Origin of the sequence: uncultured Roseibium sp. (genome assembly GCF_947499295.1) — a bacterium.
Taxonomy (GTDB): Bacteria; Pseudomonadota; Alphaproteobacteria; order Rhizobiales; family Stappiaceae; genus Roseibium.
Genome location: NZ_CANMNP010000077.1, coordinates 1 through 2,619, shown reverse-complemented (window position 1 = coordinate 2,619; position 2,619 = coordinate 1). Strand labels below are relative to the sequence as shown.

General features: G+C 49.9%; 2 protein-coding genes and 1 pseudogene. 2 read left to right on the top strand and 1 reads right to left on the bottom strand.

Annotated features, from left to right (window positions below; genetic code table 11):
- Nucleotides 1-99 precede the first annotated feature (99 nt).
- A pseudogene (locus tag Q0835_RS29630) lies at nucleotides 100-760 on the top strand (IS6 family transposase); the annotation flags it as partial.
- 271 nt (nucleotides 761-1,031) lie between these two features.
- On the top strand, nucleotides 1,032-1,760 hold the full coding sequence (locus Q0835_RS29625; protein WP_298967042.1) for a hypothetical protein: 729 nt from the start codon (nucleotides 1,032-1,034) through the stop codon (nucleotides 1,758-1,760).
- A gap of 253 nt (nucleotides 1,761-2,013) precedes the next feature.
- Here the strand turns inward: Q0835_RS29625 and Q0835_RS29620 are convergent, their stop codons facing one another.
- The gene (locus Q0835_RS29620) at nucleotides 2,014-2,463 is read right to left on the bottom strand and encodes a hypothetical protein (RefSeq protein WP_298967039.1); all 450 of its coding nucleotides are present in this window, start codon (nucleotides 2,461-2,463) and stop codon (nucleotides 2,014-2,016) included.
- Nucleotides 2,464-2,619: the final 156 nt, after the last annotated feature.

Sequence of the window (2,619 nt, the reverse complement as noted above, 5' to 3'; positions counted from 1 at the left end):
CCTAAAAACACCGCAAACGCGACAACATCATAGCTTCAAGCACACAATCGACCATCACCGTGAATTTTTCGGGCTAGATATGGATGCCCCCTCCACGAGTTGAGTTCAGCAGATGTTGAAGACCTCCTTGCGGAGCGGGGGGTATTTTCGTCAGCCGGGAAACGATCCGCAACTGGGTGAACCGTTTTGGTCGGCATTTCGTGTGCTGCATTCGCCGGGACCGGCCAAAGCCCAACAACAAGTGGCATCTTGATGAGATGGTGATTGTCATTGGTGGTGTGAAATACTGGCTCTGTCGGGCGATTGACGGCGATGGAGATGTGCTCGGCATCCTGGTTCAATCTCACCTCAATGCCAAGGCGGCCAGGCGTTTCTTTGGCAGACTGGTCACGCAATTCGGCGAGCCCAGGGTCGTGGTGCCCCCTCTCGTGACATTGCATCCGCAATGCACTGCCGGGCAATGGACAAACTGCGCAGCTACATCAAACCGGTTCAGGCCCTTGCTCCCGATGCCGATCATCGCGCTCATAAAGGGCTGAACAACATGATTGAGAATTCCCACCGCCCGACACGCAAACGGGAGAAGATCTTTGGCCGGTTTAAATAGCCTCGCCAAGCGCAGCGGTTTCTGTCTGCCCACGATCAGATCAACACGATCTTCCGACCGCGTCGATACAAACTCCCCGCCGCCTCATACCGGAATGCAAGGGCTGATGCATTCGGACTATGGCAGAACTACACTAGCGAGATGAACGCCTGAAATCCATCCAAAACGGGGACCAATGCAGCGAACAACTACACCTATAGATGCAAATTGTTGATTTTCTATTTATGGTAGGGTAAATGGAGTGAAATTCGTGAAGCGAAACTAGAAAATCCGAAGCTCCAAACCAAAAAGTTACAATCATTGTCCGGGCATATGCAAGACATCCGCTGAACCAATACAAGGTCTCCGTAACGAAGTACTCGTATTCTCGGAAGGATTCACACATATTTTTGATCAAAACAGCTATTTGTGAAAGGAATTCCTCGTGGCCAAGTCGCCAAAACAATTTGTTATCCTAAGTGACTCCAGATCGGGCACATCATTTTTGTCTGAAACACTGAACGTACACCCACAAATACTTTGTCACGGCGAGGTTTTTCATCCGAAACCATCAAGTCATATCAAGGTTCCTCTAGAGGCAAGGGAACTAGATGACCTTGTGGCCCTGCGCGAGAAAGACACTGCGGCTTTTATGGACTGGGTGTTTGATCAACCTGATTTTGAAGCCGTGGGTTTCAAGATCTGGAGAAATCAGAGTCCTGACCAAACTGATGCGCTCATGGCCGACGATAGTGTCTTCAAAATTATCTATGAAAGAAAAAATGTTTTAGCGAGATTTTCTTCCAGCCGACTGGTGCAGGCCACAGGCATTTACAATCTCAAGTCAGATTCAAATCGGCCGACCGAATTGGACACCAAGATTACGTTCAATGAAGCGGAGTTTAGCAAATATCTGTATAGTCATAGTGAGTTGTTCACGCTCTATCGGGAAAAAAGCCGCGGACCGATCCTCGATATTACCTACGAGGAAATTAAAAATCACGGTTTCGCCAGGGTTCTGGATTTCCTGGGCATTTCGTTTGAAATACTGGAACCTCAGAAGAAGAAACTGCACGGGTCCTCAATCATCGATCGCTTCGAACCGTCAGTGCATAACGCCATCATCGCTGCGGTCACCGGAGCCGGTCACGCCGAGTGGGTATCAGAGGATTGAGGATAGCGGCACGTCAACAACTTGGCAATCCCCGGTGAAGAGCTTGTCGAGGGCCTGATCAATCTGCGACCCAACTGCGAAGTCTGCGCCGCCGACCTTCGCCATGACGGGCATTGTCGCAACGAATCCGTCCGAAAGCGCACCTTCAGAGCGTTCGTGCGGTCTGCCTTGTAGACCATCTCGCGCTGGCGTTCCTGCTCGGCTTCGGTGAGTGGCACTTTTTCAAGGAGTCCAGTCATCGGGAAGCCTGCCGCTATTCGTCGATTGTATCGGGTGTCCAGCCGTGCCTCGGTTCGGCAACCCAGGGTTGGAAATTTCCAGGGAGAATCGCGATCGCAAGGTTTTCGTAGATCGCGTATCTTCCGTTCCGGTCAATCGGATAAACTGCGTGCAACTTTGTCAGAGTTTTAGCATTCCGGGTGACAGTTTGCCTATTTCTTCCGACGCGTTTCGCTAATTCGTTGACTGGCATGCAACCGCCATCTGCTTGAGGCCGAAAGACTAATCCTCGGATCATTTGTTTGAGCAATGGCATCATATTCGGGTAGTTAGGTGGGCGTTTTTCGATAATTCTTCCAAGTTTTTGTTTGTTTATTCCAACCCAGCCGCCGGGAATTTCTTCCGGTATTGGCGGGCCTTGAAACCAGACAAAAGGATCTTCTGGCTGCAAATCTATCGCCTTGAATATGTCTTCCTGTTTCATGGAGCACTGATACTCTGTTTTCCCCGTCAGTTCTGGCGCACACTACATTGACGAAAACGTGATGCCAACCACTTTAAAGAGTTCGCCCTGAAAAACCCTTTGGATCCTTGAATATTGGGGATTCCCATGGGGTTTGAAGTATTTGAAAATGCCAGA